The sequence below is a fragment of the Methylobacterium sp. Leaf85 genome (assembly GCF_001422125.1).
Lineage (GTDB): Bacteria > Pseudomonadota > Alphaproteobacteria > Rhizobiales > Beijerinckiaceae > Methylobacterium > Methylobacterium bullatum.
Map to the genome: position 1 here is coordinate 53,653 of NZ_LMME01000033.1, position 23,109 is coordinate 76,761.

The following is a 23,109-nucleotide window of genomic DNA, read 5'->3' on the forward strand; positions in this document are numbered from 1 at the left end:
GCGATCCGCCGGATTCACCCTGTTTCGCGCTCGAAACCGGCCGGGATTCACGCGGGCGGAGGGTTGTGTGAGCCATAGGTCGAGAACGGGGAGGATTGCCCCGCCCGGCCATGGAGGACGCCCTCGTCCACCCCATCGTCCCGCGCTCGGTACGGTCTGCGACAAACTGGGGACAGGCCGGGATTCGACGGAGCAGAGTCGCGTCGGCCCACGTTTGCCGACTCCCGACACTAGTGATGGGCAGCGCACTCCCCGATGGCAAAACGCCGGACTAGGACGTCTCCCGACAGCGCCTCCGAAGAGGTCGTCGCTCCCCTCGTTCCCACCGGCGCCCTGGCGGTGGCGCTCCTCGACCTCGTGACTCGGAACAAGCCTCTGATCCACATGGTGCGCGAGACGCACCGGCAGGAGGCCATCGCGGCGATCCTGCGCGCCCTGGCCCCGGATCGCAGTGTCGCGATCTACCCGGAATGGGATTGCCTGCCTTTCGACCGGACCTCGCCGTCGCGCGGCGTCATGGGGCAGCGCACGGGCGTGTTGCGCTGGCTCACGGACGCCGCCGCCCTCCCCGACATCGTCCTGACGACCGCCCCTGCCCTGATCCAGCGTGTTCCGCCGCCCGAGACCTGGGCGGACGCCCATCTCGAGATCCGGGTCGGCGATGATTTCGATCCTCACGCGATCACCGCGACGTTGCAGCGCCTCGGCTACATCCTCGACGACCGGGTCGACGAGCCCGGCGAAGTCGCGATCTGGGGCCGAACGGTGGACGTGTTCCCCGCCGCCGCACCGCGCCCCTGCCGGATCGAGCACGAGGGCGGCCGTGTCACCGCCATCCGGTCCTACGATCCGGTGTCCCAGCGCTCCCTGGCGGAGGCCGAGCGCCTGGTCGTCGACCCGGCCACGGAAATCCTCCTGCCCGAGGGATCCGAGACCGGGCTGCGGCCCTTCACCGGCCAGGAGCACCAGCTTTCCCGCTTCTACCCCGCCCTGACGACGGTGCTCGACTACGTCCCCGATGCCCGCCTCGTGGTGGAGACCGGCGCCGAGGAGCGCGCCGCCGCCTTCTTCGAACAGATCGCCGAGGGGCAGGACACCGGCAGTCGTAACGGCGGCAGTCGTAACGGCGACTTGGACGAGCTCTACCTCGATCCCCGGAGCTGGGCCTCGCTTCAGGAGGCGCGCCGCGTCGCTACGGCCTCGGCGGAGGAATCCGAAGATCTGGCGATTCCCGCCTTCGTGCGGAAGGCCCGTCCCAACGCGGCCCTGGCCGAGACCCTGCGCCGGCACCTGGAGGCGGGCGACCGCATCCTGCTGACAGGCCCAGAGGAGCCCCTCGGTCGCCTGATCCGCGTCGCCGAGCGGGTGATGGGGCGTAAGGCCCGGCGCGTCGCGAGCTGGATGGATGTGGCCCGCGCCAGGTCCGGTGCGATCCTGGCGCTGGCCGCGCCCATCGAGGCGGGGTTCAGGGTGCCGGGACAGGGTGTCTGTGTCATCGCCGCCGCCGACCTGTTCGGGAGCCGGGCCGCCGTCGCGGAGGGCGAGCCCGTCGCGAGCCTTCCCATCGGCGAGGTGGAGCTGCGCGTCGGCGACGTGGCGGTGGATCGCGACAACGGTCTCTGCGTCTTCGAGGGGCTGGAGCGCGTCGTCACCGGAGAGGATGGCGGTGAGGACGCTCTCCGGCTGCGCTTTGCCGGGAACGCGATCCTGATGGTTCCGGTCTCCCAGGCCGACCGGATCTGGCGCTACGGCTCGGAGGCCGAGGCGGTGACCCTCGACAAGCTCGAGGGCGGGTCCTGGGGCCGTCGGCGCCTCGAAGCCGAAGCGTGCATGGCAAAAGCCGCCCGCATGATGCTCGCCGCCGCCGAGGCGCGTCGGGCGGTCGAGGCGCCGGTCCTGTCGCCCCCGCTGCGGGAGATGGAGCGCTTTGCCGCCGGGTTCGGGTTCAACCTCACCGCCGATCAGGCGAGGGCGGTGAACGGGGTCCTGGGCGACCTCGCCTCGGGGCGGCCGATGGACCGGCTCGTCTGCGGCGATGTCGGCTTCGGGAAGACCGAAGTGGCCCTGCGCGCCGCCGCCGCTGCGATCTTCGCCGGTCGCCAGGTGGCGGTGGTGGCGCCCACCACCGTTCTGGCCCGGCAGCATGTGCAGACCTTCACCCGGCGCTTCGCCCGGTTCGGCATCGAGGTCGCCCATCTCTCCCGCCTCGTCTCGCCGGCCGAGGCGAAGCGCGTGAAGGCGGGGCTCGCCGACGGCAGCATCCGTCTCGTCATCGGCACCCATTGCCTCACCGCCAAGGGCGTCGCCTTCTCCGATCTCGGCCTCGTGGTGATCGACGAGGAGCAGCGCTTCGGGGCCAAGATGAAGGAGGCCCTGCGCAAGACGGCGGGAGACGGCCACGTCCTCACGCTCACGGCGACGCCGATCCCCCGCACCCTGCAATCCGCCCTCGTCGGACTGCAATCCCTGAGCGTCATCGCCACGCCGCCGGCGGTGCGCCAGCCCATCCGCACGGTGATCTCGCCGTTCGACGCCGATGGCCTGCGGGACGCGCTCCTGCGCGAGCATCGCCGGGGCGGACAGAGCTTCGTCGTGTGCCCGCGGATCGAGGATATCGGCCCCATGGCGGAGCGTCTCGCCAAGCTCGTCCCCGACCTGCGCACGATGATCGCCCATGGCGAGCTCAAGGCAGCGGACATGGACGATGTTATGGTGCGCTTCGCCGATGGCGAGGGCGACGTGCTGCTGGCCACCAGCATCATCGAGAGCGGCCTCGACGTGCCCCGCGCCAACACGATGCTGGTCTGGGACGCGGAGCGTTTCGGCCTGTCGCAGCTGCACCAGCTGCGGGGCCGGGTCGGTCGCGGCCAGCGCCGGGGCGTCGTCCACCTGCTCCACCAGCCGGAGAAGCCGCTGAGCCCGGCCACGGAGAAGCGCCTGCGCACCCTGGAGGCCCTCGACCGGCTCGGTGCGGGCTTCGCCATCAGCGCCCGCGACCTCGATCTGCGCGGAGCCGGCGACCTCGTGGGCGAGAACCAGGCGGGCCACGTCAAGCTGATCGGGCTCGGCCTCTATCAGCACCTCCTGCATCTCGCCCTGCGGGCCGCGAAGGGGGAAGCCGCCGAGGATTGGATGCCCGAGATCCGGATCGGTCTCTCCGGCGGCGTGCCGGCCGATTACGTACCGGAGCCGGACGTGCGCCTGAGCCTCTACACCCGCCTCCTGCGCCTCACGACCCCGGACGAGGTCGAGGCCCTCCGCCACGAGGTGGCCGACCGGTTCGGTCCGCCGCCGGAGGCGTTCGAGGCCCTCGTCACCCTGGCCCGCCTCCGGGTCGGCTGCCTCGAACTCGGGATCGCGCGGTTGAGCGGCGGCCCGCAGGGGCTGGCGGCGGATTTCCGTGCCAATGCCCCTCCGATCCTGCTGCCGGTCAACGCGCATATCGAGCGCCGCGACCGCCGCGTGCTGCTGCGCGCCGGCTGTGACGATGCGGTCGAGCGCGGTCGCCTCGCCGCCCGGTTCCTCGAACGCCTGCGGGAGGCCAGCACGCGGCGCCCGGCGGGGTGAGATCGCCCCGCTCGGGTCTTCACCGGGCGGCGCCGGCGGAGATGGGGCTACGGCGCCCGCGAGGCTGCGTGGCGGCGGTGACGGGGGCGCTGGAGGCCGAGATTCTCGCGCAGGGTGGTGCCCTCGTATTCCGTGCGGAACAGGCCTCGCCGCTGCAATTCGGGGATCACCAGGGTGGCGAAATCGTCGAGCCCGCCGGGGAGCGTCGGGGGCATGATGTTGAACCCGTCGGCGCCATAAGCTTCGAACCGCTCCTGAAGGGCGTCGGCGATCCGGGCGGGTGTTCCGATCAGGGTCCAGTGGCCGCGCGCTCCGGCGATGCGCAGGTAGAGCTCGCGGATGGTCAGGCCTTCGCGCCGGGCGATGGTGACGAGGAGGTCCTGCCGGCTCTTGCCGCCCTCCGTCCCGCTGGCCTCCGGAACGGGCGCGTCGTCGGGATGTCCGGAGAGGTCGAGCCCTGCGAGCTGTTCCAGGAGCGAGCGGCCGACGACGGGATGGATCAGCTCCTGCAACGCGCCGTACTTGTCCTCGGCCTCGGCCTGCGTGCGGCCGACCACCGGGAAGGCGCCCGGAAGGATCTTGAGTGCGTCGGGCTCGCGGCCGTGCCGGCCGAGCCGGCCCTTCACGTCGGCGTAGAAGGCGGTCGCTTCCTCCAGGGTCGCCTGGGCGGTGAAGATCACCTCGGCGGTTCGGGCCGCCAGGGCCTTGCCGGCCTCCGAGGAGCCCGCCTGCACGACGACCGGATGGCCCTGCGGCGGACGGGGCACGTTGAGCGGGCCGCGCACGGAGAAATGCTCGCCCTCATGGCCGAGCACGTGCAGCTTGGCCGGATCGAAGAAGCGCCCTTCCTCGCGGTCGCGGACGAAGGCATCGTCCTCGAACGTGTCCCAGAGCCCGGCGACCACGTCCACGAATTCCTCGGCGCGGGCGTAGCGGCGCGCATGGGCGAGATGGCTGTCGCGGCTGAAATTGTAGGCCTCGCGCGGGTCCGCCGAGGTGACGAGGTTCCAGCCCGCCCGGCCTCCGCTGAGATGGTCGAGGGAGGCGAACTTGCGCGCCACGTGGAACGGTTCGTTGTAGGTCGTGGAGGCGGTGGCCACGAGGCCGATGCGCTCCGTCACCGCCGAGAGGTGGGAGAGCAGGGTCAGCGGCTCGAACTGTCCGACGTAACGGATCGCCGTGCGGCTCAGGGCGTCGATGTCGTCGCCGCGGATGCTGACTCCGTCGGCGAGGAAGATCAGGTCGAACTTCGCCGCCTCTGCCACTTTGGCGAGGCGCCGGTAATGGGCGGGATCGATCCCCGCATCCGCCTGCGACGAGGGATGCCGCCATGCCGCGACGTGGTGCCCGCCCGGATAGAGGAAGGCACCGAGGCGCATCGTGTCCCGGCGACGTGACATGGGTCTGTCCTCGATCTCGCGTTCCGTTGGACTTGCTTGGCAGGCGGCGCTTCAGGCCGAGCCGACCCGGTATTGGCGCGGCGCGGCGGTACCGTTCACGGCGAAATCGCCCACCGCCCGGTCGCGGTAGATCCGGGGATTGTGCGAGGCGATGGTGCGGGCGTTGCGCCAGTGCCGGTCGAGGCCGAGACCGCTCTTCACCGCCGAGGCGCCGAGCGCATCGAACAGGGTCGTGGTGGCGTCGAGGACGAGGTTGGTGACCACGCTCACCGCCTGGTTCACCTCGATGTCGGCGATGCCCGCCGCATGGTCCGCCGCTTCTCCGTTGCGGTGAACGTCGTAGGTCCGCTGCAGGGCCTCCGCCGCCTTGAGGACGATGGCGCCCGCCGCATAGGCCGCGCCGCGCACGCGGCCGACCACTTGTTGGATCTGGGGATCGTCGCCGGCCCGGCTGCCGTTGCCGTGGCTGTAGACCCGCTTGCGCTCGGCCACGAGCCGCGACACGTCGATGGCGGCCGAACGGCCGATGCCGGCCAAAGTCGCCAGATGGACGAGCTGGAAGAACCCCATCGCGTAGGGGAAACGCTCCGGATCGGGCTTGATCAGCTCCGGCCCGATGAGGACGTCCGTGAAGATCGCCGTGCCGCTGGCGGTGAGCGACTGGCCGAAACCGTCCCAATCGTCGACGATTTCGACACCCGGCGCCCGCACCGGCACGGCCGCCACCAGGGACGCGCCCGCCTCGTCCTGGGCCGAGACGTGGATCCAGTCGGCGAAGAGCGAGCCGGTGGTGTAGAATTTCCGGCCGTTGAGCAGCCATTGCCCGCCGTGGGGCCGCAGGACCGTGTCGAACTGCCCGACCTTGGCCTCGCCGGTCTCGGACACGCCGCTGCCGACGGTCTGGCGATCGCCGATCCGGGCGGTCCAGCGCGCCCGCCATTCCGGTGAGGACGAGCACAGCATGTCCTCCGTGAACCCGAAATGCGCGCGCAGGGCGTTGGTGACGTTGGGGTCGGCCTGGGACAACTCGATGAGCAGGTTGAACAATTCGGGCAGGCTCGCGCCGTGGCCCCCCTCTTCGCGGGCGAGGCGCAGGGTGGTGAAGCCCGCCTCTCTCAGCCAGCCGATCTCGTCATGGGGGAGCGTGTGCGCGAGATCGCGGGCGATGGCGGTGGCGCGGATGCGCGCGAAGACCGGCCGGAAACCGGCCGCGAGCGCCTCGTAGTCCGCGCTCGGTCCCGCGCCCCATCCCGCTTCTGTCTGAGACATTCCGTCGATTCCGTGCCTGTGATGCCGTCACGCCGAAGGGGCTCGCGCTCGATGGCCCCCGGCCCCGTGGTCGTCCTGATCGACAATCCGGTCAGGGCAGACAAGTATAAATTAGGGTCGGATATGCGATTTAGCGATGTTATGCTCTAATCAATCGTAAAATAGACGATGTATGCTTGAAAGGGATGATCGTTGAAAGATCATTCTCGTTGACCGGATAGGATCACCGGCTAGGCTCATGCGCAGGAAGGCCTCCCGCATCGCGTGAACGAGGCCTCTTTCTCCATCGCACGATACCGTCGCCCCGGATTGCCTGGATCTGCCATGAGCGCACGCCGCGAATTGAGGCTGAACGCCTTCGAGATGGGGGCGCCGGGCCATACCTGGGCCGGGCTGTGGCGGCACCCGCGCGACGCGGCGGCGCGCTACAATACCCTCGAGTACTGGGTGTCGCTGGCCCGCACCGCCGAGCGCGGCCTGTTCGACGGGATCTTCCTCGCCGACGTGGTCGGGGTCTACGACGTCTACGGTGCTTCGCCCGCCACCGCCGTCGCCCGGGCGGCGCAGGCGCCCAACCTCGATCCCTTCCTGCTGGTGCCGGCCATGGCCCATGCCACGACGCATCTCGGCTTCGGGGTGACGGCGAACCTCACTTACGAACACCCTTATACCTTCACCCGCCGGCTCTCGACCCTCGACCACCTCACCAACGGTCGGATCGGCTGGAACGTGGTCACCGGCTATCTCGAGAGCGGCGCGCGCGGCATGGGCCTGCCCCAGGCCCGCGAACACGATGCGCGCTACGATGCCGGCGAGGATTTCCTGGAGGCGGCCTACAAGCTCTGGGAGGGAAGCTGGGAGGACGGCGCGGCCCTGCGCGATCGGGCGGGCGGCCTGTTCACGCAGCCGGGCCGGGTCCACCGCGTCACCCATGACGGGCCGAGCTACCGGGTCGACGGGCAGCATCTCAGCGAGCCGTCGCCGCAACGGACGCCCGTGCTCTATCAGGCCGGCGCCTCGTCGCGCGGACGTCTCTTCGCCGCCCGCCATGCCGAGAGCATCTTCCTCAACGGCCAGACCAAGGCCGTCGCGGGCAAGGCCGTGCGCGCCACGCGGCAGGCGGCGAAGGAGGCGGGCCGCGATCCCTACGACATCCGGATGTTCCTCGGGGCCACCGTGATCGTCGCCCCCACCCGCGCCGAGGCGTTCGATCTGCGCGACGAGTACGCGCGGTATCTCGACGTGGAAGGCCAGCTCGCCCTCGTCTCCGGCTGGACCGGGATCGACCTGTCCGGGCTCGATGCCCATGAGGGGCTCGCCTACGTCAAGACCAACGCCATGCAGTCGTTGCTCGAGAACCTGACGCTGCCCGGCGAACGCCCCTTCACCCGTGCCGATTTCGCCGAGTTCGGCCCGCGCGGGGCACGGGCTCCCTTCATCGTCGGATCGCCCTCGGACGTCGCCGACGCGCTGCTGTCCTGGGCCGACGAGGCCGATATCGACGGCTTCAACCTCACCCGCGCCGTCGCGCCCGAGACGATCGAGGCCTTCGTCGATCTCGTCGTGCCCGCGTTGCAGGACCGGGGCGCGTTCAAGACGCAGTATCGCGAGGGCACGCTCCGCGAAAAGCTGTTTCCGGAGGGCGGCGCCCACCTGAAGGCGACCCATCCCGGCGCCCGCTTCCGCCGGGGCGGCGGCGAGGCCCGCGCCTCCGCCGCCTGACCGGCCCCCCCTCTTCCTCTCCCCGATCACAGGCTTCCACGATGACCCCGCTCCCTACCCGCCGCAGCCTCCTCGGCGTCGCGGCCGTCTTCCTCGCTCTGGCGACCGGCCCCGCCTTCGCGGAAAAACCCCTGCGCATCGGCGCGACGCCGGGACCGGTGGGGCAGACCCTGGCCTTCGCCGCCGATCTCGCCCGCAAGCAGGGGCAGAATGTCGAGATCGTCGAGTTCACCGATTGGGTGACGCCCAACGAGGCCGTGGCCTCGGGCGATATCGACGCCAACCTGTTCCAGCACGTGCCCTACCTCCAGAGCGCCATCCGCTCGCGGGGCTACAAGCTGGTGGCCGTGGAGGGCGCCATCGTCCTGCCGGTGGGCCTGTTCTCGAAGACGGTGACCAGCCTCGACACGGTTCCCGACGGCGCTTCGGTCGCCATCGCCAACGATCCCGTCAACGCGGCGCGGGGCTTGCGCCTGCTGGAGACCGCCAAGCTGCTCACCCTGAAGCCGGGGGTCGGCGACGAGGCCTCCGTCGCCGACATCGTCGCCAATCCGAAGCACCTGCGGATCATCGAGCTCGAAGCGGCGCAATTGCCGCGCGCGATGGACGACGTGACCCTGGCGCAGGTCAGCTTCACCTACCTGATCGCCGCCGGCGGCGACCCCAGGACCTCCCTCATCACCGACGGGGCCGGGGACCGGCGCTACACACTGAGCTTCGTCGCGCGGCCCGACAATCGCGACGATCCGCGTCTGGCCGCCTTCATCCGCAGCTTCCGCTCGGCGCCGGTGCGGGACTACATCGAGCGGACCTACAAGGGTTTCCTCGAGCCGGTCTGGTAGCGCGGTCTTCGGATTCGAACCGCCGCCGCCCGTTCGTCCAAGCGCGAGCCGGCCGCCCGAACGAGCCTGCGCCAGGCTCGAAGGTTTTCGCCCCGGCACTCCCGAACAGAGAGCATCCATGCCCCTGAACCGTCGCGCCCTGCTGGGCGGCACCCTTCCCCTGCTGGGCGGCACCCTTGCCCTGCTCACGGCCTCCACGGCCCGGGCCGCGGCACCCCTCAGGGTGGTCGCCTCCTCGGTGCCGCATGCCGAGATCCTGACCTACGTCCAGGACACGCTCGCTCCGGACCTGCCCCTGCGGATCATCGAGATCAGCGGCGACATCCGCCCGAACCGCCTCGTTCTCGATGGCGATGCCGACGCCAATTTCTTCCAGCACGTGCCGTATCTGCGCAGCGAGGAGGCCGAACTCGGTGTCCGCTTCGCCGTGACCGCGAGCGTGCATGTGGAGCCCCTCGGGCTGTATTCGCGCCGCGTCCGCAGCCTCGCCGACCTGCCGAAGGGGGCGACCGTCGCCCTGTCCAACAACGTCACCAATTTCAGCCGGGGGCTGAAGCTGCTGCAGGAGAACGGCCTCATCCGTCTCAGGCCCGGCGGCGACGGCACCTTCGCCACGGCCGGCGACATCGCCGAGAATCCGAAATCCTTCAGCTTCGTCGAGGTGGCGCCGCCGCACTTGCCGCGCTCCCTCGACGACGTCGCCCTGGCGGTCATCAACGGCAACTACGCCCTCGAATCCGGCCTCGACCCGGCCAAGGATTCCCTCGGCCTGGAGCGGGCGGAGGGCAACCCCTACGCCAACGTGCTGGTGACGACGCAAGGCCTGGCCCAGGATGCGCGCATCCAGACGCTCTCCTCCCTCCTGCAATCGGCGGAGGTCGCGGGCTTCATCCGCGAGCGCTATCGCGGCGCGGTGATCCCGGTGAGAGGCGCCTGACCGGAGCGCGCCGGCACGTCGGGGCGGCTGTCCGTGGTGAAGCCGTCCCGGTTCGGCATCCGCACCTTCGGCAGGGAGGCGGCATCGAGTTCCGCCCCCTCCGGCAGGATGCCGTTGAGATGCAGCACATAGGCGCTGAGGGCGTAGGTCTCGTCGGCGCTCAGGGATTGCGGCGCGTCGTAGGGCATGGCGCGGCGGATATAGTCGAACAGGGTGGTGGCATGGGGCCAGAAGCTTCCCACCGTCCGCACCGGCTTGCTTGTCGCGAGGCTGCCCTGGCCACCCGCGAGCCTGTCGGCCGCTGCACCCTCCCCCTGCGCCCCATGGCAGGCGGCGCAGCGCGCCCCGAACAGGGCCTCGCCCTGGCGCACGCTGCCATGGCCGGCGGGCAGGCCCTGACCGTCGGCCCGCACGTCGATGTCCCAGAAGGCCAGGATCTGCGGGGTCGCGGGGCGGCCGATCCCGGACAGGGAGACGGGTCCGGACGGGTCCGCCAGGGCGGCGCCCGTCACCGTCAGGCAGGCGAGAAGGCCGAGGCCGCTAAACCGCATGGCTCACGCCTCCCTCGGCGGCGACGTGCCAGCCGGCGATTCCGTTGTTGTGGTAGAAGGATTGGGTGCCCCGGACCGAGACCAGCGCCGCGCGCGGCGGCTGGACGTAGCCCGTCTCGTCGGTGGCCCGGCTGAGGAGATGCGCCGGGCCGCCCTCCCAGTGCCAGGGGAGCCGGAACCGCGTGAGGCATCTGGGCAGGATCGGACCCTCCAGAACGGCCGCCTGCCAGCGCGCGCCGCCGTCGGTGGAGACCTCGACGCCCGCGATGCGGCCGCGCCCCGTCCAGGCGAGGCCGCGGATCTCGCGAAAGCCGGGCGCGCGCAGTTGCTCGCCGCCGGACGGCGTGGTGATGACGGATTTGGCCTCCATCACGAAGGTGAACTGGCGCGCCGACCCGTCCGGCATCAGGTCGGTGTATTTCGAGGTCTCCTCGCGGGTCTGGAACGGCTGGTCCCCGACCTTGAGCCGGCGCAGCCACTTGATGCTGAGATTGCCCTCGACCCCCGGCACGAACAGCCGCAGCGGGTAGCCCTGTTCCGGGCGGAGCCGCTCGCCGTTCTGGGCATAGGCCAGGATCGCGCCGTCCCGCGCGAGGTCGAGGGGAATGCTCCGGCTCATCCCGGCCGCGTCCGCGCCCTCCGCCAGGATCCAGGCGGCGCCGGGCTTCACTCCGACCTCGTCGAGGAGGGTGCTCAACTCCACGCCGGTCCATTCGGCGCAGGAAAGGAGACCGTGGCTTTCCTGGAGGGTCCAGCCCGGTTTGGCCCCGAGCCACGGCGTGTTGCCCGAGCATTCGAGGAAATGGATGCGCGAGACCGACGGCATCCGCACGAGATCGTCCATGGTGAGGATGAGGGGCCGTTCCACGAGGCCGTGGATCGCCAGCCGGTGGCGGTCCGGGTCGATGGCCGGCACCCCGGCATGGTGGCGCTCGAAATGCAGCCCGTTGGGCGTGATGATGCCGTGCAGGTGCTGGAGCGGCGTGCCGGTGGAGGAGGCGCCGGGAAAGGCCGGCGGCGTCCGCGATTTCCGGCCTAGGTTCTCGTAGGGCGAGGGCCGGCCATAGGGCGGCGATGCGGACGGCGCTCCGGGCGTACGGCTCCATTCGGGGACGGCGAGGGGATCGCCCGTCTCCAGGGCGTGGGCGGCGCTGGCGATCCCGCCCGCCGCGCCGCCGGCCAGCCGAAGGAAGCCGCGCCGGCTCGAAGACCGGCGCGGTGCGCGCGATGTGTCAGACGGCATGACAACGGGGTCCGGATGGGCGTTCGGAGGAGAACGCGAAGCGAGATGTCGGGGGCGATGGCGAAAGAAGAGCGTGGCTGCGTCTCTTTCGATGATTGTCATTGGACCGTATCCGGCCTTCGCAATCAACGGCATGGATTTTTCAATTCTTGCGGGGACGCGAACACATCTTCTCTCGAACCGGGACGCCGAGGGACGATTTTTCGGATCGCGTAAGGCCGCTTGGGCGATGCCGGGATTGCCCTGCCCGACGCCGCGCATGCGGCCCGTCCCGAATGCCGGGCGACTTGAATGTTGGGCAACTTGGAGGATCGTTCTCTCGCGGTAGGGCTGTGGGGATCGATCTTGCTTGAAGGGCGAAGAATTCGACAGCCGATTTCGTTGAATGCGCCAAGTATAGGTCATAGAATCGCAGGATAGATGTTCATCGTTCCGTTCCACCGCCCTGCGCCCGCGCGTGCCGGGCGCATGAGGTTTGGCGAGTGCCTGGAATTCAGATCGACCGCGGCGGCGATGCCGTCCCGCCGCCGCCGGATGCGCTGATCCGTTTCGAGCAGGTGGCGAAGACCTACTCCACCCGCGACGGCGCCGGCGTCTCGGCGCTGAGCGGGATCGACCTGTCGGTGACGGCCGGTTCGGTGCTGGGGGTGATCGGCCGCTCGGGCGCGGGGAAATCGAGCCTGATCCGGCTCATCAACGGGCTGGAACGCCCGAGCGCCGGTCGTGTCCGTGTCGGGGATGCGGAGGTCTCGTCCCTCGACGAGCGCGCGCTGCGCCACGTGCGCCGCGGCATCGGCATGATCTTCCAGCATTTCAACCTGCTCTCGTCCCGCACCGCCTTCGGCAACATCGCCCTGCCCCTGGAGATCGAGGGCCGGGGCAAGGCCGCGATCCGCGCCCGCGTCGAGGAATTGCTGGCCTTGACCGGGTTGGAGGAGCAGCGCGACCGCTATCCCGCCGAACTCTCGGGCGGCCAGAAGCAGCGTGTCGGCATCGCCCGCGCGCTGGCCACGGGGCCGAGCGTCCTCCTCTCCGACGAGGCCACCTCCGCCCTCGACCCGGAGACCACGCGGTCGATCCTGGCGCTCCTGCGCCGCATCAACCGCGACCTCGGCCTCACCATCGTGCTCATCACCCATGAGATGTCGGTGATCCGCGCCGTGGCGGACCGCGTCGCCGTGCTGGAGGCGGGCCGTATCGTCGAACAGGGCGACGTGTTCGAGGTCTTCACCCGGCCCCAGGCGGAGATGACGCGCACCCTCCTCGCCGGGGAGATGGGGCTGACTCTGCCGGCGGCACTCCGCGCCGGGATCGAGACCCGACCGATCGCGGGCGGCAGGGCGGTCCTGCGGATCGCCTTCCGCGGGCCTCACGCCAACGACCCGATCGTCGCGCGGCTCGCGCGCGAGACCGGCATCGAGGCCAACATCCTGTCCGGCACCGTCGACGAGATCGCCGGCCAGCCCTTCGGCTCGCTGACGGTGGGGCTGCCCGCGGGGCCGGACGTGGTCGGCCGGGCACGCGCCTTCCTCGACGCTCACGGCCTCGTCTCCGATCTCCTCGGCTACCTGCCGGCCCATAGCGTGGAGGCTCGCCGTGTCGCCTGAAATGATCCGCCTGTTGCTGCAGGCCACCGGCGACACCCTGTCCATGGTGGCCGTGGCGGCCGTTCTCGGCACGCTGTTCGGCCTTCCGCTGGGCGTCTTCCTGGCGACCAGCCGGCGCGGGGAATTGCTCGCCGCGCCCTGGCTCAATGGCGTGCTGGGCCTCGTCGTCAACGCCACCCGCTCGACGCCCTTCATCATCCTGGTCGTGGCCATCATCCCCTTCACCCGGCTCATCGCCGGCACTTCCATCGGGATGTGGGCTGCCACGGTGCCGCTGACGGTGGCGGCGACGCCCTTCATCGCCCGCCTGGTGGAGGCGGCGATCCGCGAGGTCGATGCCGGGCTGGTGGAGGCGGCGCGCGCCTTCGGGGCCGGCCCGCTCACCATCATCCGCAAGGTGCTGATCCCGGAGGCGCTGCCCGGCATCCTCCTCGGCCTGACCCTCGCGGTGGTGTCGCTGCTCGGCTATTCGGCCATGGTCGGCGCCGTCGGCGGCGGGGGGCTGGGCGATCTCGGCATCCGCTACGGCTACCAGCGCTTCCGCCCCGAGATGATGCTGGCCGTGGTCGTCGTGCTGATCGTGCTGGTCCAGGCGGTCCAGACCATCGGCGAGCGTCTGGCCGGCCGGCTCAACCGGCGCATCCGCCGGGCGTGATCCCGCTCCGGCAGGTTTCGTCGGGGCACGCACCGGATAACCCGCCCGGAATGTCCCATATAACGAACGACGGGCGTGATGACATAAATCGACGGTCTCCGGCCTATCATCGCTCGGCCGGAAATATTCTTCGCATTGTTGCGTCATGCTCGATAACGACTACGATCCGTCTGTTCTAGAGACGGATCATCTCCTTTGCTCGTTCTATAAAGAGAACGATTTCATTGACGGCGAGGGCGCTGCCGAGCAGATTCGGAGGACATTTTCTCTCCCCGGCTCCGCGTCCCGCGTTCGAGTTACGACAGCAGGTTTCCCCATGACGACCCGACGCCCGTCCCTCTCGCGCCGGAAAGCGGCGGCTCTTCTGGGCGGCTTCGCCCTCTCCCTGGCGAGCCTCGGCCCTGCCGCCGCCGCTGAGGGCCAGCTGCGCATCGCCAAGCAATTCGGCGTGGTCTACCTGCTTCTCAACGTCGTCGAGGACCAGAAGCTCATCGAGAAGCACGGCAAGCAGGCGGGCCTCGACATCAAGGTGGAGTACGTCCAGCTCTCCGGCGGTTCGGCCGTCAACGATGCGCTGCTGTCCGGCAATATCGAGATCGCCGGGGCCGGTGTCGGCCCGCTCTTCACCCTCTGGGACCGCACGAGGGGACGGCAGAACGTCAAGGGCGTCGCGTCGCTCGGCAACTTCCCCTACTACCTCGTCACCAACAATCCCGACGTGAAGACCATCGCCGACTTCACCGAGAAGGACCGCATCGCGGTTCCCGCCGTCGGCGTCTCGGTCCAGTCGCGCATCCTGCAACTGGCCTCGGCGAAGCTCTGGGGCGACAAGGACTTCGCCAAGCTCGACAAGATCAGCGTCGCGGTCCCGCATCCGGAGGCCGCCGCCGCGATCATCAAGGGGGGCACCGAGATCTCCGGCCATTTCGGCAACCCGCCCTTCCAGGAGCAGGAGCTGGCCGAGAACCCGAAGGCCCGGATCGTGCTCAATTCCTATGACGTGCAGGGCGGCCCGGCCTCCTCGACCGTGCTCTACGCCACCGAGAAATTCTATAAGGACAGCCCGAAGACCTACACGGCCTTCCTGGGCGCCCTCGACGACGCCGCGAAGTTCATCACCGCGAATCCGGAGAAAGCGGCCGAGATCTACATTCGGATCAACGGCAGCAAGATCGACCCGGCCTTCCTGACGACGATCATCAAGAACCCCGCCGTATCCTTCAAGGTGACGCCCGAGAACACGCTCGGTCTCGGCACGTTCATGCACCGGGTCGGTGCCATCAAGGCGGAGCCGAAGACGATCGGCGACTACTTCTTCGATGACCCGCGCATCAGCAACGGCAGCTGAGCGGCGCGCCATGATCTCCACGGCTCCCCGCTCCGAATTCGCCATCACAGGGCTCCCCGATCCCCGCGCATGGGGATCCGCGCGGCGTGAGGAGGCGCGCGCCCATGCCCCGGTCGCGGCCGAGGCATCGCCGCTGCTGCGGATCAAGGGCGTGACCCTCGAATACCGCACGCCGGAACGGGTGGTGCGCGCCACCCATCGCATCGACCTCGATATCCATGAGGGGGACCGCTTCGTCCTGCTCGGGCCCTCCGGCTGCGGCAAGTCCACCCTGCTCAAGGCCGCGGCCGGTTTCCTCCGCCCCGTGGAGGGGGAGATCACCCTGGCCGGCGTGCCGGTTCGCGAGCCGGGACCCGACCGGATCGTGGTGTTTCAGGAATTCGACCAGCTGCCGCCCTGGAAGACGGTGGCCCAGAACGTCGCCTTCCCCCTGCGCGCGGCCCGTGCGCTGGGCCGTCGCGAAGCGATGGAGCGGGCCCGCCACTACATCGACAAGGTCGGGCTGACGCGTTTTGCCGAGAGCTACCCGCACCAGCTCTCGGGCGGCATGAAGCAGCGCGTGGCGATCGCCCGGGCGCTGGCGATGCAGCCGAAGGTCCTGATGATGGACGAGCCCTTCGCGGCTCTGGATGCCCTGACCCGGCGCCGGATGCAGGAGGAGTTGCTGGCCCTCTGGGACGAGGCCCGCTTCACCCTGCTCTTCGTCACCCATTCCATCGAGGAGGCCCTGGTGGTCGGCAACCGGGTGGCTCTGCTCTCGCCCCATCCGGGCCGGGTGCGGGCCGAGTTCAACAGCCATGCGTTCGATCTGACCAGCATCGGGAGCCGCGATTTTCAGGACGCGGTGCAGCGCCTGCACAGCCGCCTGTTCGAGGCCGCACCCGAAAGCCGCGCATCCACGGAGGCCTCCGCATGAGCAATGCCAGTCTCGCGGGCCGGCCCCTCGTGCCGCCGATCCGCCCGGAATACGACCACGTGCTCGCCCCCTTCAAGGACGCCCCGGTGGAACGGGTGCTGCCGTTCTCGACCCGGCTCTGGCAGCAGGATTGGCTGCGCAAGGGCCTGATCATCGTCGCCCTCGTCCTCGTCTGGGAGGGGCTGGCGCGCTGGCAGGACAACGACCTGCTGCTGCCCGGCTTCGGCGCCACGATGGCCGCCCTGGTGGAGGGCCTCGTGAACGGCGAGCTGCTGGACCGGGTGCGGATCTCCCTCGTCGTGCTGCTGCAGGGCTATGTCTGCGGCATCGTCCTGGCCTTCCTGCTGACCACCCTGGCCGTCTCGACCCAGTTCGGCCGCGACCTGCTCTCGACCCTGACGGCGATGTTCAACCCGCTGCCGGCCATCGCCCTGCTGCCGCTGGCCCTGCTCTGGTTCGGCCTCGGGTCCGGCAGCCTGATCTTCGTCCTGATCCATTCGGTGCTGTGGCCGATGGCGCTCAACACCTATGCGGGCTTTCAGGGCGTGCCCGAAACCTTGCGCATGGCCGGGCGCAACTACGGTCTGCGCGGCCCGTCCTACGTGATCCAGATCCTCATCCCCGCCGCGCTGCCGGCGATCCTGTCCGGCCTCAAGATCGGATGGGCCTTTGCCTGGCGCACGCTGATCGCGGCGGAACTCGTCTTCGGCGCCTCCTCGGGGCGCGGCGGCCTCGGCTGGTATATCTTCCAGAACCGCAACGAACTCTACACGGACCGGGTCTTCGCCGGCCTCGTCCTCGTCGTCGTCATCGGCCTCGTCATCGAGAACGTGGTGTTCGCGGCGTTCGAGCGGCTCACCGTGCGGCGCTGGGGCATGGCGCGATAGTCCCGACCGATGTCGGAGGCCAGGCTGCCCCGCGCGAAAGGTTCTGCTTTCACAAGTGTCCGGCAGAGCAGCTTTCGGTCGTTCTACCTCTATCTTTAAAAGATCATATTATCGACTTTTGCTGATTGCGGCGAGTATAACGGCTCTCGCAAAAGCTTTTATTCAGTATTTCGTCCGCCGGCGGGACCGGGGTGCCGGCCGGATGGCCCCGCTTCGATCGCATCGTCGTCCCGTCTCGCCCTCGACGCCATCGGGCTCCGGCATGGCGCCGGGCCCATCCTCGACCTCTTGCGCCTGCCATGAGGGCGTGAGCGACCGCTTCACCGATGCCGCACCTTTTCGCCGGGCGGATGCAGATTCAAGGGAGATCAATCCGTGACGATCACCAGACGCCGCGTGCCGGGCCTGCTCCTCGCGCTCGGAGCCGGCCTCGCCGCCCTCACCGGTGCCGTCGCCGAGGAGGCCGCGCCGAAGGAGTTCCGGATCGGCTACCAGAAGATCGGCCTCATCGTCGTCGCCCGGCAGCAGGGGGTGATCGAGAAGCGCCTGGCCGCGCAGGGCACCAAGGTGCAGTGGGTCGAGTTCCAGGCCGGGCCTCCCCTGCTCGAAGCCCTGAGCGCGGGCAGTATCGATTTCGGCTATACCGGCGACGCGCCACCGATCTTCTCGCAGTCGGCGGGCGGCAACCTCGTCTATGTCAGCGCCGCGGCGCCCTCCGGCGACGGCGAGGCGATCCTGGTCAAGGAATCTTCGCCGATCCGGTCGGTCGCCGATCTGAAGGGCAAGAAGGTCGCGTTCGGTCGCGGCACGAGCGCGCACAACCTCATCATCGCCGCCCTGGAGAAGGCCGGCCTCACCTTCTCGGACATCACGCCCGCCTACCTGACGCCGGCCGATGCCGGCTCGGCCTTTGCCAACGACAGCGTCGACGCGTGGTCGATCTGGGATCCCTACTTCGCCGTGGCGCAGGCGCGGAGCAAGACCAGGGTCCTGGCGACCTCCGGCCAGACCCTCGACGTGTCGGCCTACTTCCTGGCCAACAGAACCTTCGCCGACACGCATCCGGGCGTCATCGTCCATAGTCTGGCGGGTCTCACCGAGGCGGCCGCCTGGGCCGACGGGCACCGCGACGAGGTGGCCAAGGCGCTGAACGCCGTGACGGGCATCCCCTACGAGATCCAGAAGGTCGCGGCGGACCGTACCCGGTTCGGGGTCCGGCCCCTCACCGACGCGATCCTCTCGGGGCAACAGGCCACGGCCGACCGCTTCCACCGTCTCGGGCTCATCCCCCGCGCCATCCAGGTGCGTGACGCCGTCTGGACCCCGCCGCGCACCTGATCGCGCCGACCCGCAAGATCCCGTCGACCTGCAAGATCCCGTCGACCTGCAAGGCCCGGAGCCCCCACATCGTGACCACCCTCGACCCCCTCGCGAGTCTGTCCCTGCCGGGAGCGGGCGTCCCGCCCCGGCGGGCGCTGCCCAAGGCCGTTTCCCCCTCCCCCTCGCGCCAGACGGCCCGGTCGGGCTTGGGCCCCTACGGTCTCTTCGTGATCTCGTGGCTCGCCCCCGTCGCCCTCGTGGCGGTCTGGGAAGTCCTCGCCCGTGCCGGCTGGATCTCGCCGCAGGTGCTTCCGGCACCGAGCAAGGTCCTGACGACCGCCTGGAAGCTGACACTGAACGGTTCGCTGCTCCTCGATCTCGGCACCAGCCTGCTGCGCGCGGCGGTGGGCTTCGCCATCGGCGGCGGAATCGGTTTCGCCCTCGGCACCCTGGTCGGGTTCTCCCGTCTCGCGGAGGCGGCCATCGACCGGAGCGTCCAGATGATCCGCGCCATCCCGTTCCTCGCCCTGCTGCCCCTGGTCATCGTGTGGTTCGGCGTCGGCGAGAGCCAGAAGATCTTCCTCGTGGCGCTGGGGGTCGCCTTTCCGATCTACATCAACACCGTGCTCGGCATCCGGCAGGTGGACCCGAAGCTCGTCGAACTCGGCCGGGTCCGGAACCTCGGTCCGATCCAGCTGATCCGCCGCATCATCCTGCCCGGCGCCCTGCCCTCGATCCTCACGGGCGTCCGCTATGCCCTGGCGACGGCCTGGCTGGCCCTGGTGGTGGCCGAGACCATCGGCGCGCAATCCGGCCTCGGTTTCCTCGCGATGGATGCCCGTGAGTTCCTGCGCACCGACGTGATCGTGCTGGCCATCGTGCTCTACGCGCTGATCGGCATCGCCGCCGATTCCATCGCCCGTCACCTGGAGCGCTCGCTCCTCGCCTGGCACCCGAATTTCGGGGACCGCCGATGAGCCGCGCTCATGCCGGGAGCGCCGTGTCCGCTTCCTCGCGTCCCGCCGTCGTCGTCACCGACCTAACCCGCGCCTACGGCCCGCGCGTCGTCATCGACGGCCTGAACCTCGTCATCGAGCGCGGTGAGTTCGTCGCCCTGCTGGGCGAGAGCGGCTGCGGCAAGACGACCTTGCTGCGGGCCCTGGCGGGGCTCGATCCCGTCGATCGCGGCCGCATCGACGCGCCCGGAGAGGCCGCCGTCGTCTTCCAGGAGCATCGGCTGCTGCCGTGGGACAGCCTCTGGCGGAACGTGGCGCTGGGCCTGCCGGACCGGGGGGCTCGGGAGCGCGCCGCCGCCGCGCTCTCCGAGGTCGGGCTCGGACATCGCCTCGACGATTGGCCGCGCAATCTCTCCGGCGGTCAGGCGCAGCGCGTGGCCTTGGCCCGCGCGCTCGTGCAGGAGCCGGAACTGCTGCTGCTCGACGAACCCTTCGCGGCGCTCGACGCCCTGACCCGCATCCGCATGCACGGGCTGGTCAAGGAACTCGTGGCCCGCCACCGGCCGGGCGTTCTCCTCGTCACCCACGATGTCGACGAAGCCATCTCGCTCGCCGACCGCGTGCTGGTGATGCGGGCGGGGATCATCGCCGCCGAGCACCGGCTCGACGGCTCCGGCGATCGGGTGGCCCTCCGCCTCCGCCTCCTCGCCGAACTCGGCGTTTACGCCGAATCCGAGCCAGCCTGAGTGTTTCTCCGAACCTGTCTGATCGGATTTCCCGGCGGATGCCCGTGCTGACTTCGATCATCCAAGCCGACCACCTCATCCTGAGGCGCCCGCGTCAGCGGGCCTCGAAGGAGCCCTCCAGACACCAGAGCGATCCCTGGACGCCTCCTTCGAGGCCGCTACGCGGCACCTCAGGATGAGGTAAAGCCTTGGAAAAACAAATCAAACAGGCCCTCACGAAACTCCCGCCGCGCCGTCGCGTCCTGAGCCAGAACCGACTGCGACAGGGAGTTGTGTGAGGCCCTCCGAACTTCCCCTCCCAGCCGATCGGCCAGAGACTCCCATGACGACCTCATTCCGCTCCCCGTCCTCCGGCCCCTCCCGTCGGCGCTTTCTCGAGACGTCCCTGCTCGGTGCCGGTGCCCTCGCGGGTGGTCTCGCGGGCCACTCGGCCGGCGCCGCCACCGGCCGCACCACCGACACGCTGCGCCTGACCTGGGGCTATACCGGCCTCACCTTCATCGCCAAGGAGCGCGGCGAACTGGTGAAGACGCTCGCCAAAGACGGGATCAAGGTGGAATGGGTCGGCCCGTTCCCCAACCACGCGCCGACCCTCCAGGCGGTCACCGGCGGCACCGCCGATTTCAGCTTCGGCGGCAGCACGACGCCGGCGCTCGCCGCCATCTCCGCAGGCTCGCCGCTGGTCTTCACCCAGTTCCTCATCTACAGCCCGCGCACCACGGCCATCATCGCCAAGGACGGATCCGGCATCGACAGGGTCGAGGATCTCGTCGGCAAGTCTGTGGCTGTGAACCGGTCGGGGCTCGGCGAGTTCCTGGTGGTGGCGGCGCTGGAAAAGCACGGCATCGACCGGTCCAAGGTCAAGTTCGTCTATCTCAACCCGCCCGATGCCGCCCCGGCGCTGGCCTCCGGCAAGGTCGATGCGTGGTCGATGTGGAGCCCCGGCGTGGACATCGCCCGCTTCGACTACAACGCCCACGACATCTTCCTCGAAGAGCGCGACCTGCCCTTCCAGATCGATTTCACCTCCTACCTGACGCGCCGGGATTTCGTCGCGAAGAACCCCGATCTCGTCCGCGCCTTCCATGCGGCGCTGAAGAACGACGCCGATTGGGCGTCCGCGAACACGGAGGAGGCCGAGCGGCTCACACAGGCCAAGGCGGGCTACAGCGACCGGGTGCGCGACCACTTCATCGGCCTGCGCAAGCAATACAAGCTCTACGAAACGGACGATCAGGCCTTCCTGGCGGAGTTCCAGAAGGCGGCCGAATGGCTGGTCACGCGCAAGGTCCTGCCCGAGCCGGTGACCGTCACCGATCATCTCGTCCGGGTCTGACGGGATCGTCGCCCCGTTCCAGGCCCCGGTCCTCGCGGCCCTGAGGCGGACCTCGTATCGCACCGGAAGGGGACGGAAGCCGATGCTTCCCGTCGGCCGGAGCTATTCCGAACGTCTCGCACTCCCGAGCAGCGCGCGGGCGGCTTCGTGACGGATCTCGCCCGTCTCGCAGGTCTTGCAGATCGCCCCGAGATAGCGACCGTCGATCACCGTCGCGGCGAACAGCCCAGACTTGAAGCGGTTCGCGGCCTGTGTCTCCACGGCGTACCAGAGGCGTGTCCCGAACCGCACCTTGCCGAATTCGCCGCGCAACGTCGCGTCCTTGCTCGTGCTTTTCAGGGCGCTGCGGATGCGGGTGTAGCGGGAGGTGGGCGAGGCGTAGAGCCCGTCGAGACGGGCCGTGTCGTCGCCGTCGTCTCCGACGGGATCGCGTCTCAGGAACAGGGTGCAGACCTCCAGGGTGCGCTTGCAGGAGAGCGTGCCGCAGACGAGACGCACGGTCATCCGGCCCGTGGCGTCACCGGTCGCCTCGGCGGGATCTTCCAGGGTCCATCCCTCCGGGAGATCGATGACGAAGCCCTGGTCCAGACGGACCGTCCGTGTCCTCGCGGTCTCCCCGCCCCAGGCCGCTCCCGCGACGGTCAGTGCCGGGAACACGCATGCGAGGGCGAGCCAGCCGGAGCGGCGTTTCGGAGCACGGCTCATGACGGTCCGCCGTCCGAAGGCAGATGGCGCGCCGCGAGCGCCTCGAAACGGGCGAGTGCGTCCGGATCGAAGGCGCGTGTCGGGAGTGGCAATACGCTGCCCCAGCGCATCGGCAGGACGATGAGCTCGCCCAGGCGCTCGCAGCCCCGGAAGTTCGTCCAGCCGAGGCGTGCCCAGGCTCCTCCTTGGGCGACCGAGAGGCCCCGGGCGTCGGCATGGGCATAGGACGTGCCGGGCCGTGCCTCCCTCGCGAGATCCCGTCCGAGCTCGCGCGCCGCCCAGCGACGGTTCCAGGGACCGAGCGCGAGGACGAGCAGGACCACCGCCGCGGCCCCTATGGCCGGCTTCAGGAAATCGGTTCCCGCCATCTCGAGGAAGAGCGGGAACGCGATGGAGAACGGGACGCGGTAGGGGTCCACCGCCCAGACGAAGGCGACGATGCCGGGAACGAGCAGGCTCAGACCGACGAAGAGCAGCACTGCCCCGCGCATCCGTGCTCGCCGCATCGCCGGCCGGTCGAGGGTCCTGGTCACGAGCGCCGCCCGATCCTCCGCCGTGAGCGTGAAGGCGATGCGCACCGCATCCCCGGCTTCGTCGGCGAAGGGATCGGTGTCGTCGGGCGGGTGGGGCGACAAGGGCCGCCCGGCGGCGGTCCAGGCCCGAACGCCGTCGGCCTGCGCCGTCGTGAGATCGGCCTTGGCGAGGACGATGGGTTCGCCCTCGACATCCGTCAGGACGAAGAGGTGGAGACGGTCCTCGTCCAGCCCCTTGATGAGATGCCAGGGCAGGAAGGCCTCCAGATCCGCATTCGTCTGCGTGATCCCGGCATCGTCGAAGCGGTAGGTCATCGGCACGGGCGTGTCTTCGCCGGGGGGGCCGATCGCGGCGACGAGCCGCTGATGCAGCAGCCACGGGTAGGCCGCGTGAAGGGTGAGGCAGGCGAGTGTCACGACCGCGAGGAGCGCGGCCAGCGGCCAGAGCGACAGGTCGGGGAGGTCCTGCAGAAACCCGGATATGGTCTTGCCTTTACGCCCCCCCTCCGTCGCCCAGGTCGAGACGAAGCCGAGCAGGGCGAAGAACCATAGCGCGGGTAGTCCGACCG

Annotated in this window: 19 protein-coding genes; 13 read left to right on the plus strand and 6 right to left on the minus strand. The window is 69.6% G+C overall.

The window, feature by feature from the left end:
* Positions 1-255: 255 nt before the first annotated feature.
* Entirely contained in the window at positions 256-3,567 is a 3,312-nt protein-coding gene (locus tag ASF08_RS19925; protein WP_056148957.1) for a DEAD/DEAH box helicase, read from the plus strand.
* 47 nt (positions 3,568-3,614) lie between these two features.
* Here ASF08_RS19925 and ASF08_RS19930 read toward each other — a convergent pair whose 3' ends face one another.
* Complete coding sequence (locus ASF08_RS19930; RefSeq protein ID WP_056148958.1) at positions 3,615-4,967, minus strand: LLM class flavin-dependent oxidoreductase; 1,353 nt, start codon at positions 4,965-4,967, stop codon at positions 3,615-3,617.
* Between the two features lie 51 nt (positions 4,968-5,018).
* Positions 5,019-6,236: an acyl-CoA dehydrogenase family protein gene (locus tag ASF08_RS19935; protein ID WP_056148960.1), complete on the minus strand. Its 1,218-nt coding sequence runs from the start codon at positions 6,234-6,236 to the stop codon at positions 5,019-5,021.
* 324 nt (positions 6,237-6,560) lie between these two features.
* On the opposite strand from ASF08_RS19935, the gene ASF08_RS19940 reads away from it, so the two are divergent.
* The 3 genes from ASF08_RS19940 to ASF08_RS19950 all read left to right on the plus strand — a co-directional run bounded on the left by ASF08_RS19940 (position 6,561) and on the right by ASF08_RS19950 (position 9,737).
* Positions 6,561-7,958, plus strand: a complete 1,398-nt coding sequence (locus tag ASF08_RS19940; protein ID WP_056148963.1) for an LLM class flavin-dependent oxidoreductase — start codon at positions 6,561-6,563, stop codon at positions 7,956-7,958.
* 41 nt (positions 7,959-7,999) lie between these two features.
* Entirely contained in the window at positions 8,000-8,800 is an 801-nt protein-coding gene (locus tag ASF08_RS19945) for a MetQ/NlpA family ABC transporter substrate-binding protein (RefSeq protein ID WP_056148965.1), read from the plus strand.
* Between the two features lie 118 nt (positions 8,801-8,918).
* Positions 8,919-9,737 (plus strand): MetQ/NlpA family ABC transporter substrate-binding protein, encoded by an 819-nt coding sequence (locus ASF08_RS19950; RefSeq protein ID WP_082473290.1) that lies wholly within the window; start codon positions 8,919-8,921, stop codon positions 9,735-9,737.
* Here ASF08_RS19950 and ASF08_RS19955 read toward each other — a convergent pair.
* Together ASF08_RS19955 and soxC are read right to left on the minus strand one after the other, a co-directional pair.
* Positions 9,701-10,288 carry a c-type cytochrome gene (locus tag ASF08_RS19955; RefSeq protein ID WP_056148967.1) on the minus strand — a complete coding sequence of 196 codons (588 nt, stop codon included), beginning with the start codon at positions 10,286-10,288 and terminating at the stop codon, positions 9,701-9,703. The genes ASF08_RS19950 and ASF08_RS19955 overlap by 37 nt on opposite strands.
* A complete protein-coding gene (gene soxC / locus ASF08_RS19960) occupies positions 10,278-11,531 on the minus strand; it encodes a sulfite dehydrogenase (RefSeq protein WP_056148970.1) in 1,254 nt (417 codons plus the stop codon). The genes ASF08_RS19955 and soxC overlap by 11 nt, the downstream gene beginning before the upstream one ends.
* Positions 11,532-12,013: 482 nt before the next feature.
* Here soxC and ASF08_RS19965 point away from each other — a divergent pair, with 482 nt between their 5' ends.
* The 9 genes from ASF08_RS19965 to ASF08_RS20005 all read left to right on the plus strand — a co-directional run bounded on the left by ASF08_RS19965 (position 12,014) and on the right by ASF08_RS20005 (position 21,302).
* A complete protein-coding gene (locus ASF08_RS19965; RefSeq protein WP_056148972.1) occupies positions 12,014-13,138 on the plus strand; it encodes a methionine ABC transporter ATP-binding protein in 1,125 nt (374 codons plus the stop codon).
* On the plus strand, positions 13,128-13,793 hold the full coding sequence (locus ASF08_RS19970; protein ID WP_026175832.1) for a methionine ABC transporter permease: 666 nt from the start codon (positions 13,128-13,130) through the stop codon (positions 13,791-13,793). Before ASF08_RS19965 ends, ASF08_RS19970 begins: the two co-directional genes overlap by 11 nt.
* A gap of 316 nt (positions 13,794-14,109) precedes the next feature.
* Positions 14,110-15,141: an ABC transporter substrate-binding protein gene (locus ASF08_RS19975; protein WP_056148974.1), complete on the plus strand. Its 1,032-nt coding sequence runs from the start codon at positions 14,110-14,112 to the stop codon at positions 15,139-15,141.
* Positions 15,142-15,151: 10 nt separating this feature from the next.
* Positions 15,152-16,057, plus strand: a complete 906-nt coding sequence (locus ASF08_RS19980; RefSeq protein WP_056148977.1) for an ABC transporter ATP-binding protein — start codon at positions 15,152-15,154, stop codon at positions 16,055-16,057.
* Positions 16,054-16,944 (plus strand): ABC transporter permease, encoded by an 891-nt coding sequence (locus ASF08_RS19985; protein WP_056148978.1) that lies wholly within the window; start codon positions 16,054-16,056, stop codon positions 16,942-16,944. The genes ASF08_RS19980 and ASF08_RS19985 overlap by 4 nt, the downstream gene beginning before the upstream one ends.
* Before the next feature lie 375 nt (positions 16,945-17,319).
* Complete coding sequence (locus ASF08_RS19990; RefSeq protein ID WP_056148980.1) at positions 17,320-18,282, plus strand: sulfonate ABC transporter substrate-binding protein; 963 nt, start codon at positions 17,320-17,322, stop codon at positions 18,280-18,282.
* A 188-nt stretch (positions 18,283-18,470) separates the two neighbouring features.
* A complete protein-coding gene (locus ASF08_RS19995; RefSeq protein WP_238253955.1) occupies positions 18,471-19,241 on the plus strand; it encodes an ABC transporter permease subunit in 771 nt (256 codons plus the stop codon).
* Positions 19,238-19,966, plus strand: a complete 729-nt coding sequence (locus ASF08_RS20000) for an ABC transporter ATP-binding protein (RefSeq protein ID WP_056148981.1) — start codon at positions 19,238-19,240, stop codon at positions 19,964-19,966. Before ASF08_RS19995 ends, ASF08_RS20000 begins: the two co-directional genes overlap by 4 nt.
* Positions 19,967-20,288: 322 nt before the next feature.
* Positions 20,289-21,302 carry an NrtA/SsuA/CpmA family ABC transporter substrate-binding protein gene (locus ASF08_RS20005; RefSeq protein WP_056148983.1) on the plus strand — a complete coding sequence of 338 codons (1,014 nt, stop codon included), beginning with the start codon at positions 20,289-20,291 and terminating at the stop codon, positions 21,300-21,302.
* Between the two features lie 102 nt (positions 21,303-21,404).
* Here the strand turns inward: ASF08_RS20005 and ASF08_RS20010 are convergent, their stop codons facing one another.
* Both ASF08_RS20010 and ASF08_RS20015 read right to left on the minus strand, forming a co-directional pair.
* Positions 21,405-22,007 carry a hypothetical protein gene (locus ASF08_RS20010; protein ID WP_056148985.1) on the minus strand — a complete coding sequence of 201 codons (603 nt, stop codon included), beginning with the start codon at positions 22,005-22,007 and terminating at the stop codon, positions 21,405-21,407.
* Positions 22,004-22,957, minus strand: a complete 954-nt coding sequence (locus tag ASF08_RS20015; RefSeq protein WP_056148987.1) for a YcxB family protein — start codon at positions 22,955-22,957, stop codon at positions 22,004-22,006. The genes ASF08_RS20010 and ASF08_RS20015 overlap by 4 nt, the downstream gene beginning before the upstream one ends.
* Positions 22,958-23,109 lie beyond the last annotated feature (152 nt).

Bases quoted from the DNA above. Each gene is read 5' to 3' on its own strand.
- ASF08_RS20000 (WP_056148981.1), top strand. From the start codon at position 19,238: ATGAGCCGCGCTCATGCCGGGAGCGCCGTGTCCGCTTCCTCGCGTCCC.
- ASF08_RS19950 (WP_082473290.1), top strand. From the start codon at position 8,919: ATGCCCCTGAACCGTCGCGCCCTGCTGGGCGGCACCCTTCCCCTGCTG.
- ASF08_RS19975 (WP_056148974.1), top strand. From the start codon at position 14,110: ATGACGACCCGACGCCCGTCCCTCTCGCGCCGGAAAGCGGCGGCTCTT.
- ASF08_RS19935 (WP_056148960.1), bottom strand. From the start codon at position 6,236: ATGTCTCAGACAGAAGCGGGATGGGGCGCGGGACCGAGCGCGGACTAC.
- ASF08_RS19930 (WP_056148958.1), bottom strand. From the start codon at position 4,967: ATGTCACGTCGCCGGGACACGATGCGCCTCGGTGCCTTCCTCTATCCG.
- ASF08_RS19945 (WP_056148965.1), top strand. From the start codon at position 8,000: ATGACCCCGCTCCCTACCCGCCGCAGCCTCCTCGGCGTCGCGGCCGTC.
- ASF08_RS19955 (WP_056148967.1), bottom strand. From the start codon at position 10,288: ATGCGGTTTAGCGGCCTCGGCCTTCTCGCCTGCCTGACGGTGACGGGC.
- ASF08_RS20005 (WP_056148983.1), top strand. From the start codon at position 20,289: ATGACGACCTCATTCCGCTCCCCGTCCTCCGGCCCCTCCCGTCGGCGC.
- ASF08_RS19925 (WP_056148957.1), top strand. From the start codon at position 256: ATGGCAAAACGCCGGACTAGGACGTCTCCCGACAGCGCCTCCGAAGAG.
- soxC (WP_056148970.1), bottom strand. From the start codon at position 11,531: ATGCCGTCTGACACATCGCGCGCACCGCGCCGGTCTTCGAGCCGGCGC.
- ASF08_RS19985 (WP_056148978.1), top strand. From the start codon at position 16,054: ATGAGCAATGCCAGTCTCGCGGGCCGGCCCCTCGTGCCGCCGATCCGC.
- ASF08_RS19940 (WP_056148963.1), top strand. From the start codon at position 6,561: ATGAGCGCACGCCGCGAATTGAGGCTGAACGCCTTCGAGATGGGGGCG.
- ASF08_RS19980 (WP_056148977.1), top strand. From the start codon at position 15,152: ATGATCTCCACGGCTCCCCGCTCCGAATTCGCCATCACAGGGCTCCCC.
- ASF08_RS20010 (WP_056148985.1), bottom strand. From the start codon at position 22,007: ATGAGCCGTGCTCCGAAACGCCGCTCCGGCTGGCTCGCCCTCGCATGC.